Source organism: Dechloromonas sp. ZS-1, from assembly GCF_039649255.1.
In the GTDB taxonomy this organism is placed as follows: Bacteria; Pseudomonadota; Gammaproteobacteria; order Burkholderiales; family Rhodocyclaceae; genus Azonexus.
In genome coordinates this window covers 464,642-480,451 of record NZ_JBDIYD010000002.1, presented here as the reverse complement: position 1 = coordinate 480,451, position 15,810 = coordinate 464,642, and the positions used below count along the sequence as shown (strand labels likewise).

13 protein-coding genes are annotated in these 15,810 nt (G+C 46.0%); all 13 read left to right on the top strand.

The genetic code is table 11. The features are described 5' to 3' along the window. Nucleotides 1-73: 73 nt before the first annotated feature. The 13 genes from rfbD (at nucleotide 74) to galE (ending at nucleotide 15,730) form a co-directional block, all read left to right on the top strand. Nucleotides 74-964, top strand: a complete 891-nt coding sequence (gene rfbD / locus AACO21_RS05110; RefSeq protein WP_346191416.1) for a dTDP-4-dehydrorhamnose reductase — start codon at nucleotides 74-76, stop codon at nucleotides 962-964. 10 nt (nucleotides 965-974) lie between these two features. Beyond that, nucleotides 975-1,853 carry a glucose-1-phosphate thymidylyltransferase RfbA gene (gene rfbA, locus AACO21_RS05105; protein ID WP_346191415.1) on the top strand — a complete coding sequence of 293 codons (879 nt, stop codon included), beginning with the start codon at nucleotides 975-977 and terminating at the stop codon, nucleotides 1,851-1,853. A 59-nt stretch (nucleotides 1,854-1,912) separates the two neighbouring features. Continuing rightward, entirely contained in the window at nucleotides 1,913-3,310 is a 1,398-nt protein-coding gene (locus tag AACO21_RS05100; protein ID WP_346191414.1) for an O-antigen ligase family protein, read from the top strand. Further along, on the top strand, nucleotides 3,310-4,800 hold the full coding sequence (locus AACO21_RS05095) for an oligosaccharide flippase family protein (protein WP_346191413.1): 1,491 nt from the start codon (nucleotides 3,310-3,312) through the stop codon (nucleotides 4,798-4,800). Before AACO21_RS05100 ends, AACO21_RS05095 begins: the two co-directional genes overlap by 1 nt. Before the next feature lie 13 nt (nucleotides 4,801-4,813). After that, the gene (locus AACO21_RS05090; protein WP_346191412.1) at nucleotides 4,814-6,040 is read left to right on the top strand and encodes a glycosyltransferase family 4 protein; all 1,227 of its coding nucleotides are present in this window, start codon (nucleotides 4,814-4,816) and stop codon (nucleotides 6,038-6,040) included. Beyond that, nucleotides 6,037-6,813 (top strand): glycosyltransferase family 2 protein, encoded by a 777-nt coding sequence (locus AACO21_RS05085; protein WP_346191411.1) that lies wholly within the window; start codon nucleotides 6,037-6,039, stop codon nucleotides 6,811-6,813. The genes AACO21_RS05090 and AACO21_RS05085 overlap by 4 nt, the downstream gene beginning before the upstream one ends. Continuing rightward, nucleotides 6,810-8,426, top strand: coding sequence for a right-handed parallel beta-helix repeat-containing protein (locus AACO21_RS05080; RefSeq protein ID WP_346191410.1), 1,617 nt, complete (start codon nucleotides 6,810-6,812; stop codon nucleotides 8,424-8,426). Before AACO21_RS05085 ends, AACO21_RS05080 begins: the two co-directional genes overlap by 4 nt. Before the next feature lie 264 nt (nucleotides 8,427-8,690). Further along, nucleotides 8,691-9,326, top strand: coding sequence for an acyltransferase (locus AACO21_RS05075; protein ID WP_346191409.1), 636 nt, complete (start codon nucleotides 8,691-8,693; stop codon nucleotides 9,324-9,326). 2 nt (nucleotides 9,327-9,328) lie between these two features. Then, nucleotides 9,329-10,519 carry a glycosyltransferase family 4 protein gene (locus tag AACO21_RS05070; RefSeq protein WP_346191408.1) on the top strand — a complete coding sequence of 397 codons (1,191 nt, stop codon included), beginning with the start codon at nucleotides 9,329-9,331 and terminating at the stop codon, nucleotides 10,517-10,519. A 6-nt stretch (nucleotides 10,520-10,525) separates the two neighbouring features. Continuing rightward, entirely contained in the window at nucleotides 10,526-12,910 is a 2,385-nt protein-coding gene (locus AACO21_RS05065) for a glycosyltransferase family 4 protein (RefSeq protein WP_346191407.1), read from the top strand. Further along, nucleotides 12,900-14,006 (top strand): DUF1972 domain-containing protein, encoded by a 1,107-nt coding sequence (locus AACO21_RS05060; protein WP_346191406.1) that lies wholly within the window; start codon nucleotides 12,900-12,902, stop codon nucleotides 14,004-14,006. Before AACO21_RS05065 ends, AACO21_RS05060 begins: the two co-directional genes overlap by 11 nt. Before the next feature lie 42 nt (nucleotides 14,007-14,048). After that, nucleotides 14,049-14,714, top strand: coding sequence for a VanZ family protein (locus tag AACO21_RS05055; protein ID WP_346191405.1), 666 nt, complete (start codon nucleotides 14,049-14,051; stop codon nucleotides 14,712-14,714). A gap of 11 nt (nucleotides 14,715-14,725) precedes the next feature. Next, the gene (gene galE / locus AACO21_RS05050) at nucleotides 14,726-15,730 is read left to right on the top strand and encodes a UDP-glucose 4-epimerase GalE (RefSeq protein WP_346191404.1); all 1,005 of its coding nucleotides are present in this window, start codon (nucleotides 14,726-14,728) and stop codon (nucleotides 15,728-15,730) included. Nucleotides 15,731-15,810 lie beyond the last annotated feature (80 nt).

Sequence of the window (15,810 nt, the reverse complement as noted above, 5' to 3'; positions counted from 1 at the left end):
ACCAGGCCTGGGTGAGCAATGTGACCAGCGGTGCGTACAAGCAATGGCTGGGCAAACAGTACGGAGCAGCAGCATGAAGCTCTTGCTGACGGGTAAAAACGGTCAAGTTGGATTCGAATTGCAACGTGCTTTGGCGCCTCTTGGCGAGGTTGTTGCCGTCGATCAAGCCGAATGCGATCTCGCTAATCCAGATGCCATTCGCCAGTTAGTCGATGACGTACGCCCTGATGTCATAGTGAATCCAGCTGCATACACCGCTGTGGATATGGCGGAGACTGAGCAAGAACTTGCTCATGCCATCAATGCACGTGCCCCGGGTATTTTTGGAGAGCTGGCAAAAGAATCTGGCGCACTGGTCATTCATTACTCCACCGACTACGTTTTTGACGGGAAGAAGGCCGGTGCCTATTGCGAATCCGATTCTCCGAATCCTCAGAGTGTTTACGGCAAAACCAAGCTTGAGGGTGAGCAGGCCTTGCTGGCATCTGGTGCGGCGACACTGATTTTCCGTACAAGCTGGGTTGTCGGTGCGCATGGAAATAACTTTGCCAAGACCATCCTCCGCTTGGCAGCTGAGAGAGAACAACTCAGTGTTGTAGCCGACCAGTGGGGCGCACCTACTTCCGCAGCTCTGCTGGCAGATGTGACCGCTCAACTCATCGCGCGCTATCAACAAGAAGAAGTGAGTCGTTTTCCGTTGGGGCTTTACCACGTCGTGGCGAGTGGCCTGACAAATTGGAATGCGTATGCGCGTTATATTGGTCAGACAGCACTTAAGGCAGGAAAACAATTAAAGCTTTTGCCTGAAGCCATTAAGGAAATTACGACTGCTGAATATCCTTTGCCTGCAAAACGCCCTGCCAACTCGCAATTGGATTCCAGTCACTTCCAAAAGACTTTCGGTCTTTGCTTACCCCAGTGGGAGCAGGGCCTCGACCATATTCTTCAACAAATTCTGAAATAGAGATTTAGTCATGCGTAAAGGCATTATTCTGGCCGGCGGATCCGGCACACGGCTACACCCGGCGACGCTGGCGGTGTCGAAGCAACTGTTGCCGGTGTACGACAAGCCGATGATCTACTACCCGCTGACCACGCTGATGCTGGCCGGGATCCGCGACATTCTGATCATCTCGACGCCGCAGGATACCCCGCGTTTCCAATCCCTCCTGGGTGATGGCAGCCAATGGGGCTTGAATCTCAATTACTGCGTTCAGCCGAGCCCGGATGGGCTGGCTCAAGCCTTCATCCTGGGGCGAAACTTCGTCGGCAACGATACCAGTGCGCTGGTACTCGGTGACAACATCTTCTACGGCCATGATTTCCAGCTCAAGCTGCGCGAAGCAGCGGCACAGGAGGATGGCGCAACCGTCTTTGCCTATCACGTACAGGACCCGGAACGCTACGGCGTGGTCGAATTTGATGCTACGCAGCGTGCGCGCTCGATTGAAGAGAAGCCGAAGCAGCCGAAATCCAACTATGCGGTGACGGGGCTGTATTTCTACGACCGTCAGGTGTGCGACATTGCGGCGGATATCAAGCCCTCGGCGCGTGGTGAGCTGGAAATCACGGATGTGAACGCGCACTATCTGGCGCAGGGCGAGCTCAACGTTCAGATCATGGGCCGGGGATATGCCTGGCTGGATACCGGGACGCATGATTCCTTGCTGGAGGCGGGGCAGTTCATTGCGACCATCGAACGCCGCCAGGGTCTCAAAGTGGCCTGTCCGGAAGAGATTGCGTTCCGTGCGGGCTGGATCGATGGTGTAAGGCTTGAGCAACTTACTCAGCCTTTACTCAAAAATGGATATGGTCAATATTTGAGCGCAGTTCTTAGAGAGAAAGTATTTTGATTTCTATTTAAACTGAAGTGAGCTAATTCTGCCCGTTTTCTTAATGCTCGAAGGTTTGTATGATTGAAGCTAATGTTTTGTTGTATGTTGTTTTGGTGCTTGGTATGGTTATCTATGCTTTTTTTTCATCAGGATTGAAAGCAAATTTTTATTTTTTACTTGTGTATATGTCCGTTCTTGTTGTTTTTGAGAATCAAAACGGATGGGGGATGTTGATTTCTGATCTTTCGCAAGTTGATAATATATATAACAAAGGGACTGGTTATTTGTATATTTCATTGGTTAATGTTTTTTTGTTCTATATAGCTGCTTCGTCGTTTGTTGATAGATTTTATGGCGTAAATGTGGGTTTTCATAATCTTAATGTTCATGCAAATTCGTTTTTTGTATTGTTTTTGTGTAATATTTTTTATGGGATTTTTGTTGAAGGCCTGGCTTTTTTTGATGTTGTTTCCTACAAGGGGGTGTTAAATATATTTAATTTTTCAATATTTTTCTTTGCTTTGGTTTCTTCAATAAAAACAGAAAAAAATTATTATTTATTTTTTAGGGTTTTTTTGGCGTTTGCTTTTTGTCGCGGGCTTTGGGGGTTGATTCGATATGCTTTTCTTGGAGGAGATCCATCAAATTTCTATGCGAACAATCAAGGTCTTGATGTTAAGTTGACGTTTTTCGATATTAACGACAGTTTCGTTGCAACTGTGGCAGCATTTTTAGTGCTGTGGAGGTTGGTTTGTGATGGTGAATTAAAATTCACTCAGCGTTTATTGTTTTTGGCAATTTTTGCCGTTGAAATTTTAGTTGTTGTTCTTTCGTACCGTAGGACGGCATGGATCGGACTTGGTTTGGCGTATCTTTTATTTGCTGCGTGCCAACCAAAAGCTTTGAGATTCAAGATGATTTTCTCACTAATAGCGATTGGGCTTCCTGTTATTATGGTTGTGCTGGCTAAAAGATCAAATGTTGATTTTGGTGAGATTAGTTTGCAATCAGTTTTTCCGGATATTTTTCAGGATGGTGAACTGTCGTTTGATACGGGAAGATTTGCTGAGTTGTATGCGGCTTATATTGCAATTGAGGATAGTCTGTTGTTCGGACTCGGTACGTGGGGTAGTTATGATGGTTCATCATTCGCAGAGCTCGAATTTCATGAGAATGATTTTACTTGGATGCATAGCGGAGTTTTGCATATTGCTTTAAAGATGGGATTGGTCGGTGTTTTCCTTTCTTTTGCTGTTATTTATTCATTTTCAAAATTTGTGCGCGCAAAATATTTGATTTTGAGTAGGTCTGATAAAGGAGTTGCTATGGCTGGCGTGGCAGGTGTTTTATTTATGCTGCCAAATTGGTTTTTTGGTACTCCTGTTATTGAATATAGGACGATGCAGCTTTTTGCATTTGCATTTGCTCTTCCGTACATCGCGTTTGCGTTTTATTGCCTTAAAAAGAGTGGGTAATGTCTTTGTTGAAAAATGCCGGATTTAATTTGCTTGGCGCAGTTGTACCTGCGCTTCTGGCAATTTTTACAATTCCTTATATTGTCTCTATTCTGGGTTCTGATAACTATGGCTTGTTGGCACTAATTACTTCAATTGTTGGGTATTTTTCTTTGCTTGACATTAATATTACTGCAAGTTCAACTAAATATGTATCTCAGTACAATGCTTCCGGTGATAAAAATCGATTGAATGAGACAATCTGTTTTGGTGTTTTGATATATGCGGGTATTGGTTTGGTTGGTATGTTTGGACTTTATTTTTCTGCGCATACTCTCATTTCCAGTGTGTTCGCTCTACCAATTGGCCAGCAGTTCGATGCGGTTGCAGCTATTCAAATAGCGGCACTTGGTTTTTTTGTTGGGCAGATTCAGTCGTATCTCCAAAGTCTACCTGGTGCTCTGATGCGATACGACATCTCGGGGCGTATTGAAGCCTGCTTTGGAACAATTGTTCCGCTGCTAACGATCGGCTTACTTTACAGTGGGTTTGGACTTGTAGAACTAGTTTGGCTACGTGTTTTGATGAGCCTCTTGCAGGCCTTGCTTATATGCTACATGTTGCGCGAACTGATTCCAGAATTTAGATGGGCTACGCCGAGCAAGGATATTTGCGAAATGATAATGTCGTTTAGCGCGTATTCTTTTCTTAGTCGTTTGGCTGCACTGACTTATGCAAATGCCGATAAAATTATTATTGGAGCTCGTGTTAGTGTAACTGCATTGACTTTTTATGTTGTACCCGTAACGCTTGCTAATCGTGTAATGTCGCTGGTATTTCGTCTTTCGGGAGTCATGTTTCCGCATGCGAGTACGCTTGCTGCACAAGGGCGTTTAGACGAACTTGAGAGTGATTATTTATTGGCTTCACGCTACATATTTTTCCTAAATGGTGCCATCGCATTGCTTCTGGCAACTATGGCATATCCTATCCTTTCCCTGTGGCTAACACCTGAGTTTGCTCAGGCTGGTGGCTCGGTAATGGTCATGATCACATTGGCACAATGGGTGGATTCTTTGACTAACCTACCTTCACTTGTCAATGATGGCCTGGGGCGCCCCAAAGTCAGCGGCTTATTTGCACTAATGAGAGCTGCTTTAGGATTGGCTTTAATTTTTGTGGGTGTTTGCAATTTTGGTATTGAAGGGGCTGCTGCGGCACATTTGCTATCTTCAATAGTAATGTCTTTGGCTTTTGTTCTCTATGTTCACGGACGTACTGTTCCTGTTGCTATTAGTACCCTATGTTTGAAAGCCTATAAGCCAACTCTAATAATTTTAATTCCTGTAGCTCTGATCGGTATGCTACTCATGCCTCTAGCTCAACGTGGCTGGATGCAACTGATTGCCAGTGGTTCTGTAATGGGGATGATCCTAGTTCTGGGTGGGTTGTGGAAGGTATGTTTGCCAAAGCATAGAAAATTGTTATTGAGCCGATTTGGGATTAATTAATGATGGGTTCGAAATGAAGATTTTATTAGTGTCAGAGGATTTGCCAGCTGCTAAACTCGGTGGTCTTGCAAAGCAACTCATTGCCTTAGGTAATGCACTAATTGATGCCGGCCATGAGGTGACATTAATGGGGCGCGATTCGCCGAGTTACGACGATGAGTGCAATAAGGAAATGGGATTTCGTGGTCCGTTTATTTCTGGTTTTGGAAACCCATTCAAAGGTTGGAAAGAGATTCAGCTTGGCTTTTTCAATCCTTTGAAGCGGCCATATTTTGCAAGACATATAGCTGAAGCGATTCGGCGGCTTGGAAAAGATTTTGACGTCGTGCATTACCACGGGCATCATCCTATGGTTGGGTATTATATTCCCCAAAAAATCAATTTTATTCAGACTCGCCATGATCAGGGCGGTGATTGCATTATAGATACCCGTTTTCGGGATGGGGGGGTGTGTGTGGACCGTTCCCCATTCGCATGTGCAAAATGCATTCATTCTAATCCTGGCTTCTTCCGAACAATAATAAGCGCAATTGCAGTCAATCGCTATCGTAAAGAAACGGAGCGTGCCTATGCGCTACATCCTGTGATCTTTGTTTCTGATTTTCTGAGGAGAAACTATCTAAGGACAATGCCTAATTCGCGCTTTTTGAATAGCAAAATAATTCATAATTTTTATGATGAAGGGTGTTTGTTAAGGGTTAGAGAAAAGGCGTTGCGAACTGAGCCATCTGGAGAGATAGGTATTCATGTTGCGGGGCGTTTTGTTCTGGAAAAAGGTATCGCTCAACTATTAGATTTGCTTGTTCCAAGGCTACCAACTGGGTGGTCGATAAATATTTGTGGTGATGGACCTCTGCGCAAAGAGTCTGAGCGTAAATACGCTTCCTCTCGAGTTCGTTTTTTGGGTCATATTTCACAGCAAGAGACCTTGCTGTCGGCTGCGAATTCAAGTGTGTGCATTGTACCTTCAGTTTGGGAGGAGGCTTTTGGACTTGTTACGCTTGAGGCTCTGCGCTTGGGTAAAACTTGTTTTGCGCTTGCAAGAGGTGGAACCCCTGAGTTGATGCGCTATGCCGATGTTGGACAATTGCAACTCTTTGATGACTTGCAACAATTGGTTAACTCCTTGCTGGCTGAGCGCACTTTTAAGTCTTACAGTAATGGTAGTCCCTCTGATGTGGAGACACACCTTACTGAACTAATGGCAATTTATCAGAGAAATCAGAAGGAGCGAGCATGAACTCGCGTGTTCGGTTGACGGGTAATACCCCTCGATTCTCTATAGTGACAGTTTGTTTTAACGCGATTTCTCTTCTGCCGGATACCGTTAACTCTCTTCGTAATCAAACTTATACTGACTACGAGTGGATTGTAATTGATGGTGCATCTACTGATGGTACGGGTAAATGGTTATCTTTGCAGGAGCCTAATATTTACCTGAGTGAGCCTGATCAGGGTATTTACGATGCCATGAATAAGGCGGTTGCTCGAGCTAGTGGTGAATGGGTTTTTTTTCTGAATGCAGGAGACCTTTTTGCTGATCAATATGTTTTGGCTGAAGTTTCGAAGGCGATTGATTTGGCAATCAGTAACGCCGAAAACCCTGCTGTTGTCTACGGTGATGTTGTGTATTACGGTAACTCCGGTTATAGGCGCAGGCGCTTTCACTGGCTGACCCGCCGTCGCCTGCTATTTAGTGATCTTTGTCATCAGGCAACGTTTGTTCGAAATTCTCTATTTCAGAGATATGGTAGCTTCGATCTTAGTTTGCGTTTCAATGCGGATTTTGACTGGTTTATTCGTGTTTTCAAGGCTAAAGAGCCCCTGAAATACCTTGCTCGAGATATTGCTTTGTTTAATGATGCTGGTGCTCACGTGGCAAATAGAAAATTTTGTGAAAATGAACGTGATTCTGTCCGGGCTCGCTACTGCCCTCGACCGCTTTGGGTACTAGGTCATTTGGCTTTGCGCCTAGAGCTAAAAATTCGTCGAATACTTGGAGAAACGACTTGATTTCTCATTTTTACAGTTTGTTGCGATTGATATGTTTGATTTTATGCATAATATTACTGGGACTTGGACAGCTAGCATGGTCTACTGACTATTATGTTACTGCTAAGGGCAGTGATATGGCCGATGGCCAGTCCGCTGTAGTTAAAAACCAATTGGGCACTTCAGGTCCATTTGCAACATTGAGGCCTTTATCACAATTGACTTTTCAGGAGGGTGACCGCATTTTTCTTGCGTGTGGTGAGAGATTTCAGGGGCCGTTGCGTCTATCGCTTCAAAATAAACCTACTGGCACTCTGACGATCAGTCAGTATGGGAGTTGTTCAACTAAAGAGCGCCCTGTTATACATGGCCGTAGTTTAGTTGAATTGGAGGGTAGTGGGAGGGCCTTACGGTCGATAAAGATGGAAGGACCAGTTGTTCAAGTATTTTCTGGAAATTCGCCAATTCCACGTGCTCGCTTCCCAGAGTCCGGTTATCTAATTCTCCCTGAAAATGCCATAAGCTCCAATGATCGTATCCCGGTCATCCAGTCGCTGAGAGGAAAGAAGCTAGCTGGTGCTAGCGTTTATGCGCGTACTCAGGAGTGGTTTATTGAAGAAAAAACAATTGTTAGTGAAGATGGAGTAATTGAAGGAGATTTTCGCTACCCGCTACGACCGAAGTCTGGTTTCTATCTAGCAGGCAAGGCATGGATGATTGGAGAGGGTAGTGGTTGGGCTTATGACTATGATTCAAAAACCTTGCACGTTCGCACTTGGTCAGTAGAGCCAATCGCAGTTGTCCTTAGTGGCCATTTGTTGCAGATAGAAGGCAAAGGCTCTGTCTCCATAAAGGGAGTTGCTCTTGATTCTGCAGGCGGAGATGCAATTAACTTGAAGCTAGATGGCATGGTCAAAATCGACGATGTGCTAATTACTCGTTCGGTAGGAAATGGAGTTGCAGTTTTTGGCTCCCCTCAAGTGCAAATAACTAATTCACATATTGAGGATAGTGGGCTTGATGGTATTTTTTTTGCCGAGGTGGCTCAAGCACTGGTTAACCACAATATGGTTGTAAATTCGGGGATTTATCTTGGGCCTAGGTCGAGCTTGGCAGCCATAAACGCTCACCGGACACAGTCTGCAACGATTAATGAAAATGAAGTTTTGCGCTCAGCCTACATCGGTATTCGGGTAGCTGGAGATGCGCGCGTTCATGGAAATATCGTGAAGTCGGCATGCTTATTTCTCTCTGATTGCGGCGCTATTTATACTTGGCGTCGTGGCTCGAATGACCTGCGGGCTCCGGTTGTTATTTCTAGAAATACGGTAATCGATGTGGTGGGTGACACCACAGTAAAATTTGGTGTATTCGATTATTTTTCTGGGATATATCTCGATGAGTGGACTCGTGCAACAACGGTGCGGGATAACATTGTTGTTAATTCCGGTCAAGGTATATATCTGCATAATGCACGCGGTAATATTGTTGAGGGAAACTATATTTTTGGTGCTAGGCATTTGGCAATAGTGGAGAAAGATGATGCGCCAGAGCTTGCTGGTGCTGAATACGTCAAGCCAGAAGTGTTAAATATTTTCATCAATAACCTTGAGGTTGGTGGCGGAGATAGATAAGGTCTGCTGCGGCTTGTGTGAATTTTCTGAAATGCTATTTCAATGTTCGGGTAAGAAAAATATTAAAATTTAATGCGATAGAATTCTAGTGTGTTGAGATGTATTTTGTGTGCTGGTTTTAAAATAAATGCTTTTGGTGTGTTAAAGACTAATTTTTAATATTATGAGCAATTTCTGGGGTTTGTTTTGATCAAAATTTTTCTCGATTATGTTGCGGTTAGGTTAAAAGGAAGGAGCTATAAGCTTGATCGAAATTTGAAGACCATGTCGCTTCTGTCCTTGGCTACCAATAGATTTATTTTATTGCTTAGAGGGTTGCTTCGGATTCGAAAGGTTTGCTTTTTGGGGCGTGGAGTTAAGTTGAGAAATAAGAGATACCTTGCGATTGGCCGTAGCGTCACTATTCAAGATGGTGTCTCTATTGATGCCTTGTCAAAATGCGGTGTTTTTTTAGGGGATAACTGCAATATTGGGCCTATGACAATAATTCAAGCTACTGGTGTTTTAACTAATATTGGAATGGGACTCAATATTGGGGCAAACTCTGGTATTGGTGGTTTTTCATTTATTGGCTGTGGTGGTGGTGTCCGTATTGGATCAAATGTGATTATGGGGCAATATGTTAGTTTTCATTCGGAGAATCACCAATTCGATGACCTTGGAAAACCAATTCGCGAGCAGGGTGTAACTCGAATTGGCATTGAAATTGGAGATGATTGTTGGGTTGGTGCAAAAGCAACATTTCTGGATGGGGCAAGGGTTGGTAATGGATGTGTCATTGCAGCAGGGAGCGTGGTTAGAGGTGATTTCCCTTCTTTTTCCATTCTCGCTGGAGTGCCTGCGCGTGTCGTTCGTTCCCGCTTGGATCAGGTGGCAGAGATACGGCCAACAGAGGATTAAACATGCGTGTAGTGGTTCTATCTCCAAATGTACCTTTTCCTGCAAATCGAGGAGGCCTCGCTGATGTTTGGAGGCGAATCCAAGCAATCTCTTTGCTTGGACATGATGTTATGTTGGTTGCGCCGATCGATAGTGGTTTAGGTGCAGTTAGTGCTGAGGTTGATGCTGTAATTGATGGGGTAGTTAAAGCTAAATTTTATTACTCAATCAGAAGAGGTTTTTGGCTAACTTTGCTTCGATTGTTGCGGTCATTTCTTGTGCCATGGCACGCTTCTACAAGAATTCCTGATGCCAATTCATTTGAAAAGCTGATCGAGAGTGTTCGTGCCTTTCGGCCTGAAGCTTTATGGCTTGATGGGCCTTGGCTTGGAGTGCTTGGAAATTGTATTGCTAGCCAATTAAATGTGCCAATTTTATACCGTTCTCACAATATTGAGTTTGCTTATATGCGGGGGCAGTCCAAAATTGCTGTTAAATTCAGAGACCGTTTGGCCTTAAGGTTGTCGTGTTTAGGCCTTGAGACTTTTGAAAAGAAAACAATGCAGCAAGCGGCAGCTGTGTTTGATATTTCAGTTGATGATATGAAGTATTGGCAGGCCAATGGAATTAAAAATATTTTTTGGCTGCCGCCCTTGCCGGAGCTTTCGCTGAATCGACAATCATCACCTAATATTGAAGGTGATATCGTTTTCATTGGTAATCTTGGTACACCCAATAATGTGCGAGGGGTTGAATGGTTCGTGACGGAGGTTTTGCCGCTAGTGCGGACAAGATTCCCTAATGTTCGCTGTCGAATAATAGGATCAAATCCTACTCCATTCATCATGGAATTGCTAATGAAAAGCATGGGTGTAGATGCTACAGTAAATGTGCCAGATCCAACCCCTTATCTTTTTGGTGCGAAGGTGCTGGTAAATCCAGTAATGTCAGGTAGTGGCGTACAGGTCAAGATGCTGGATATGTTGATGACCGATGCCTCTATCGTAACTGCAACTCAAGGAACGCGAGGCCTCCCCCCTGAATTTAAGGGGTTGTTTAGAATAGCTGATGATCCAAACGCATTCGCTCAAGCCGTCTGTGAGGAACTGGTTTTTCCGTCAGTTGATATTGCTGCTCGTTTGGCAGCCCGTGAAGGCTTTTCGGTTGCTTCAGTTGGGCGGGCTCTTGAAGTTGTAGCTCAAAATAAATATTGAGTTGCCATGGCTAATATAGTGCTGCAAATATTAATTGTGCATTCGTCGGCTGATTTGTATGGGTCAGATCGCTCGTTGCTAGATTTTGTGCGTTATTGTGGAGATAATATACGCATTACTGTCGCGTTACCTGAGCATGGCATACTTGTTGATGAACTTGAAAAGGCTGGAGCTAGCGTAATCGTAGGTGAAGTGTGCAAAATTCATCGGGGCATGTTCTCGATGACAGGCTTACTGAATACCTTTAGATTAGCATGGCGTGCGGTTCATTTTCTTAGCAGTGCCCGTCCTGATGGTGGCTTTGATCTGGTCTATTCCAATACAGTGGCGGTGCTCGGCGGTGCTTTAGTAGCACGTATATGGGGCGTTCCACACGTTTGGCATGTGCGCGAAATATTGCTGGGGTCACGAATATTAACTTTCTTCTTCAGAAATATAGTCGCCAAGCTGTCAAAAAAAATCGTCTGTAATTCTCAACAAACACTTGAGTGGATAAAGCTTAAATCGGCAGAAGATAAGTATCAGGTAGTATGGAACGGATTTTCTGTTCCTCAGGTTGAAATTAATCGGCAGACTGCTCGAGAAGAGCTTGGTGTCTATAATGACGATGTCATTTTTGTGCTGGTTGGCAGAATTAATGCATGGAAAGGTCATAAGCTTTTAGTTGAAGCCTTCGATCAATTGCTTGATAAGGAGGGGGGGCGGGCTCACCTTGTGATTGTTGGTTCAGCACCTGACGGGAAGGAATATTATGAGCGTGAGTTGAAGACTGTTATTAATCAGTCAGCTTGCGCTGAACGAATAAAATTAATTCCGTACCGAAAAGATATTAATTCAGTGTGGGTCGCGGCAGATGTGGTTGTTGTGCCATCAACAGAACCAGAGCCCTTTGGACGTGTTGCTATTGAGGCTATGGGCTTTGCAAAGCCCGTTATTGCTGCTGGGCATGGTGGTTTGTTGGATATTGTTCTCGACGGGGAGACTGGGCGTTTAGTTATGCCTCGTGATGCGAGTGCATTGTCTGCAGCAATGCAAGAAATGCTGCTTGATCAAGATTTTCGGCTGCGAATGGGGCGAGCCGGGCAAGAGAGGCAACGAACTTTATTTTCGGTTGAGGGGTATGCAGCTCGACTCGCTCAACTTATACATTTGGCTGCCACCAAGTACTCACCAGCGCATACTTTATATCCCCCGACAAAACAAGGGGCTGGTAATACAGTTCTGTTCGTTCATCAGTCGGCTGAAATGTATGGCTCCGACAAAGTATTGTTATCTTTAGTTTTAGGTATGAGGGAGCGGGGGTTTCGTCCTATTGTTGTTTTGCCAGAGGAGGGGGCTCTCTTTGATGCTCTAAAGGTAAATAATGGGATTGAAACACATATTATTCCAGTTGTAAAATTAAATCGAGAGATGCTAACGGCGGGAGGTATTTTAAAACTACCTTTCAGCCTTTTTTGTTCAGTGCGTGCGATTAATAAGGTGGTGGGAAAAAGGAATATCGATCTTGTTTATTCTAACACTCTTGCAGTGCTTGGAGGGGCCGTTTGGGCAAAGCTAAATCGAAAGCCTCATTTGTGGCATGTCCATGAGCTATTGATGTCTCCTTGGCTTGTCCAGAAGGGATTTCCGTGCTTGTTACGTTTGTTGGCAGACAAGGTGGTTTGTAATTCAACAATGACTGGGCGCTGGCTGCTCAATAATCAACCTGCGCTTGCCGAACGAATGCTTGTTATCTGGAATGGACAAGGGGTTAGGCCTCCCGTGAATAAGTCTGGTGCTGAGATTTTGCGCAAAAGTTTGGATGTGGGGGCTGATGAGCTGTTGATAACACTTGTTGGTCGTATCAATCACTGGAAAGGGCAGAGGTTGCTAATTGATGCAGCTGAAATTCTCTGGGCCAGGGGAATTCGTAATGTCCATTACTTACTGGTTGGAGGTGCTGTTCCCGGACACGAGAGTTTAGTTGAGATGCTCAAACTGCAAATTTTTAATTCGCATGCCAAGGAATATATTCACTTGATGCCATTTACAGAAGATGTCTGGAATGTTTGGGATGCCTCTGATATTGCAGTTGTGCCTTCGACTGAGCCTGAGCCATTTGGATTGGTTGCTATCGAAGCCATGTCGTCAATTAAACCGGTGGTAGTGGCTGGGCATGGTGGATTATTGGATATCGTAGAAGATAAAATTTCTGGACTTGTTTTCAAGCCTGGCGATGTAGTCAATCTTGCAGATGCTATTGAGATATTAATTAATTCTCCAAAATTAAGGAGCTGCCTTGGGGGGAACGGATTTGAAAGACAGAGAAAGTTGTTTTCTCTTGATGAGCAGCTTGATCGAACCGAAAATTTAATTAAGGCAATGACTGAACGGAATATTTATGAGTATTAAAACCTTGCGTATCCTTGGAATACGTGGCATTCCGGCTGCTCATGGTGGTTTTGAGACATTCGCTGAATATTTGGCGCTTTTTCTTGTTGAGCGTGGTTGGCGGGTGGTGGTGTATTGCCAAGAGGATGGGAGTGGCCCTTTGTTTGAGGATATTTGGCAGGGGGTTGAGCGTGTACATATTCCTGTTGCGCAAACTGGACCAAAGGGAACGATTGTCTTTGACTGGAGAGCAATAGTTCATGCTTCTAGATTTGACAATCTATGTTTAACCTTGGGTTACAACACTGCGTGTTTTTCCTCCTTGTTGCGCTTTAAGGGTATCCCCAATCTGATTAATATGGATGGCATCGAGTGGGGGCGAGCAAAGTGGGGCAAGGTGGCTAAGCTGTGGTTTTGGCTTAACGATTGGATTGGGTGTTGGTTGGGCGATCACTTAATTGCTGATCATCCACAAATCAAAAGACATTTGCAGACACGCGTGAGAGCTGAAAAGGTCACCATGATTCCCTATGGTGCAGATTCTGTTGTTCATGCTGATTTGACACCTGTTTTAGCACTTGGGTTAGAGCCTGGTCAGTTTATAACTGTTGTTGCACGCCCTGAGCCAGAAAATTCGTTACTTGAAATTGTTCGTGGTTTTTCTGCGAAAATTAGGGGGGTGCAGCTGGTTGTCTTAGGAGATTACTCGACGAGTAATCCTTATCATTGCACCGTAAAAAATGCAGCTAGTGCAGAGGTGCGTTTTGTCGGTGCAATTTACGATAAAAAGGTTGTTCGAGCGTTAAGATTTTTTAGTGCAGCTTATGTCCACGGCCACCAAGTGGGTGGAACGAATCCTTCTTTGGTTGAGGCGCTTGGTGCTGGCAACGCAGTTATCGCACATGATAACCACTTCAACCGTTGGGTTGCTGGTAATGGGGCTATGTATTTTGAAGGTGCAACCGGATTTTCTGATTGTCTTGATGTACTGCTTACTCATCCAAAAAAACTCGAACTATTGCGTGCAAAAAGTAAAGAGCGGTTTTTAGAGATTTTTACTTGGCCTCAGGTATTAAGTGAGTATGAGTTATTGTTAACCAAGTACCTACCTCAGTGAATCAGAGTTTCCTTTTGCGTTGAGTCTGGTCGGGAGTTAATCATGAAATTGCCCCTCAGATTTTTGCCCTCGCTGATCTCTGTTTTGCTGATATTTGGTTTGTACTGGGGCCTGAGCCAGGCAGAATCCCGCGCCATCTACGCCAATTGGGACAAAGTCCTGCACGCCTCCGTGTTCTTCATCATCTGGTGGCTTGGGCGTTGGTCCTTGCGTGTTTCCTCGGTGTGGATTTCGGTGTTGGTGATCTTGGGCGGTGGGGCGGAAGAAATTCACCAGATGTTTCAGGAGGGGCATGTGCCCAGCTTGGAGGATTGGTATGCGGATATTGTGGGTGTGGCCGGGGCGGTGACGATTTATCTGCTGGGTACGGGCTTGGCGGCTTTGCGTGCCAGTGTGGCGGAACGGGATGAAATTGTGGCGCCGGAGCGGCGGGATGTGGCTGCTTGGGGGCGTCATGCGGTCGACTGCCGTTGGACGTTTAAAATCTGGCGTTGGGAATTTTATGTGGTGCTGCTGGGTGGCCGGGAGCGACGGGCCTTGTCCCGCTCTGAGCAAACTGTGGCACGCTTGAGCGTGTGGGCCTTGATTTTGGGCTTTGCCGTGGTGTCGACCGCCGTGTTGGTGAGTGTGGTGCTGCTGTTGCAGGCCGCGTTGGGCTGGCATGTGCCGGCCATGTTGCAGGATGCCCTTCGGCATCTGGGTATTTGAGAAACCGTGACATGATTTTGATTACAGGCGGTACCGGCTATATCGGCTCGCACACGGTGGTGGAGTTGATGAGTCGCGGTGAGTCCGTGCTTGTTCTGGATAACCTCTGCAACAGCTCGCCCAAGGTGCTGGATCGTATTGAGACCATTTGTGGCAAGCGCCCGCTGTTCGTACAGGGCGATATCCGGGATCAAGCGGTGCTGGCGCGGGTGTTTGGCGAGCATGGGATCAAAGCGGTGGTGCACTTTGCCGGCTTGAAGGCGGTGGGTGAGTCGGTGGCCAAGCCGCTGATGTATTACGAGAACAATGTTTACGGCTCGATGACCCTGCTGGAAGCCATGGCAGAGGCGGGGGTGAAGCAGTTTGTTTTCAGCTCTTCCGCCACGGTCTATGGCGATCCGCATAACCCGTGCATCGTTGAAGATTTTCCTTTGCAGCCGGCAAACCCCTATGGGCGCTCCAAGCTGATGGTGGAAGACATGCTGCGTGATCTGGCGGTGTCTGACCCAGCATGGCGGATCGCCATCCTGCGTTACTTCAATCCGGTAGGGGCGCATGTCAGCGGCTTGATCGGTGAAAACCCAACTGGTATTCCCAATAATCTGATGCCTTTTATCGCACAGGTGGCGGTGGGGCGGCGTGCCGAGTTGTCTGTGTTTGGGAGTGATTACCCAACGCCGGATGGAACCGGTGTGCGGGATTACATCCATGTGGTGGATCTGGCGCTGGGCCATTTGGCAGCCTTGGATGCGCTGGTGCGTGAGCCGGGGGTAACCACCGTCAATCTCGGTACGGGGCGCGGCTTTAGCGTATTGGAAATGCTGCACGCCTTCGAACGGGCCTGCGGTCAAAAAGTGCCGTATAAACTGGTCGACCGTCGGCCGGGGGATGTGCCGGCATATTGGGCAGAACCCGCCTTGGCAGAGGCGTCTCTCGGTTGGAAAGCAACGCGCGGTATCGATGACATGTGCGCCGATACCTGGAAGTGGCAATCCATGAACCCGGAAGGGCTCTGAATACCCTCTGCCGCTCACTTCCCAACGCCCGCTTTTGCGGGCGTTGTTGTTTGGTGGCGGTGTGTTGCGAGTGTGTCGCG